Origin of the sequence: Spirillospora sp. NPDC048911, assembly GCF_043198015.1 — a bacterium.
GTDB lineage: Bacteria > Actinomycetota > Actinomycetes > Streptosporangiales > Streptosporangiaceae > Spirillospora.
This window is the reverse complement of sequence record NZ_JBICUD010000004.1, coordinates 1-2,139: the sequence shown is the minus strand read 5'-3', so window position 1 is coordinate 2,139 and position 2,139 is coordinate 1. Positions and strand designations below refer to the sequence as shown.

At 57.4% G+C, this 2,139-nt stretch carries 2 rRNA genes (1 of these 2 only partly in view); both read right to left on the bottom strand.

What is annotated here, in order from left to right:
- Positions 1-1,578, bottom strand: a 23S ribosomal RNA gene (locus ACGFNU_RS18180) (it extends 1,491 nt beyond the left edge of the window).
- A gap of 476 nt (positions 1,579-2,054) precedes the next feature.
- Positions 2,055-2,139: ribosomal RNA gene (locus tag ACGFNU_RS18175) — 16S ribosomal RNA — on the bottom strand; the annotation flags it as partial.

Below are 2,139 nucleotides of genomic sequence, written 5' to 3'. Positions count from 1 at the left end.
GGTTCGGGTGGTTAGCATCAGCGGGTTCAGCGTTGGCGCGTACCAGCGGGTACGGGAATATCAACCCGTTGTCCATCGACTACGCCTGTCGGCCTCGCCTTAGGTCCCGACTTACCCTGGGCGGATTAGCCTGCCCCAGGAACCCTTGGTCATCCGGCGCAAGAGTTTCTCACTCTTGATTCGCTACTCATGCCTGCATTCTCACTCCCACAACCTCCACCCCTCGATCACTCGGAGGCTTCACCGGTTGCAGGACGCTCCCCTACCCACCCCAGCAAATACTGGAGTGCCACGGCTTCGGCGGTGTGCTTGAGCCCCGCTACATTGTCGGCGCGGAATCACTTGACCAGTGAGCTATTACGCACTCTTTCAAGGGTGGCTGCTTCTAAGCCAACCTCCTGGTTGTCACAGCAACTCCACATCCTTTCCCACTTAGCACACGCTTAGGGGCCTTAGCCGATGATCTGGGCTGTTTCCCTCTCGACTACGAACCTTATCGCCCGCAGTCTCACTGCCACGCTCTCACTTACCGGCATTCGGAGTTTGGCTGACGTCAGTAACCTTGTAGGGCCCATTAGCCATCCAGTAGCTCTACCTCCGGCAAGAAACACGCGACGCTGCACCTAAATGCATTTCGGGGAGAACCAGCTATCACGGAGTTTGATTGGCCTTTCACCCCTAACCACAGGTCATCCCCCAGGTTTTCAACCCTGGTGGGTTCGGGCCTCCACACCGTCTTACCGGCGCTTCACCCTGCCCATGGCTAGATCACCCCGCTTCGGGTCTACAGCATGCGACTACCGAGAATACCGAAGTAAACCCGTACGCCCTATTCAGACTCGCTTTCGCTACGGCTACCCGCCACCGGTTAACCTCGCCACACACCATAACTCGCAGGCTCATTCTTCAAAAGGCACGCCATCACCAGCAGCAAGCAAGCTTGCTGAGGAGGCTCTGACGGCTTGTAGGCACACGGTTTCAGGTACTATTTCACGACCCCTCACCGGGGCACTTTTCACCTTTCCCTCACGGTACTGGTCCGCTATCGGTCATCAGGAAGTATTCAGCCTTACCAAGTGGTCTTGGCAGATTCACACGGGATTTCACGGGCCCCGTGCTACTCGGGAACACACCCAGAAGCCACTCAAGTTTCGTCTACCGGACTCTCACCGTCTACGGTCGGCCTTCCCATGCCATTCGACTACCCGAGCAGTTTGTAACTTCTTGCCAGACTGGTAGATCTGACCGGATGGTCCCACAACCCCGCACACGCAACCCCTACCAGGTATCACACGCGCACGGTTTAGGCTAATCCGCTTTCGCTCACCACTACTCACGGAATCACTATTGTTTTCTCTTCCAGCGGGTACTGAGATGTTTCACTTCCCCGCGTTCCCACCAACCTGCCTATTTCATTCAGCAGGCGGCGACACCCCATGACGAGTGCCAGGTTTCCCCATTCGGAAATCCCCGGATCAAAGTCTGGTTGCCGACTCCCCGAGGCATATCGCAGGCTCCCACGTCCTTCATCGGCTCCTGATGCCAAGGCATCCACCGTATGCCCTTAAAAACTTGAACACACAAAACGATCAAACAAATCGCAACAGAGAACAAAAACCCGAACCCCCCAAAAAAGAGAGATCCGCAGCTCTTGTTCAGAGATGCTCGCGTCCACTGTGCAGTTCTCAAAAAACAACCGGGCCCACCAGCCCCACACCTCGATCAAGAGATGCGCGGTCTGGTCCCGCAATCCAGAAGAAACAACCCAGCCCCATCCCGCACACCCCACAAGGGATAGCGTTCAGGGGCTGAAGGGTCCGTTTCCTCAGGACCCAACAGCGTGTCCACCAACTCCCCGACCTCGACCTCGCCGTTCCCCTCCGCCCCGAGGGACGGCGGTACTTGCCGGGTGACACCAGGATGCTGGTGAGTAGCCAGTGCTCCACATCTATGAGCAGCCGTCCGATGAACATTCGCCATCGATGACGACTACCGACCACACGTCCCGCCCCTCCGAAGAAGGGTGGTGTCTGTGGCCAGTTGGTGCTCCTTAGAAAGGAGGTGATCCAGCCGCACCTTCCGGTACGGCTACCTTGTTACGACTTCGTCCCAATCGCCGGCCCCACCTTCGACCGCTCC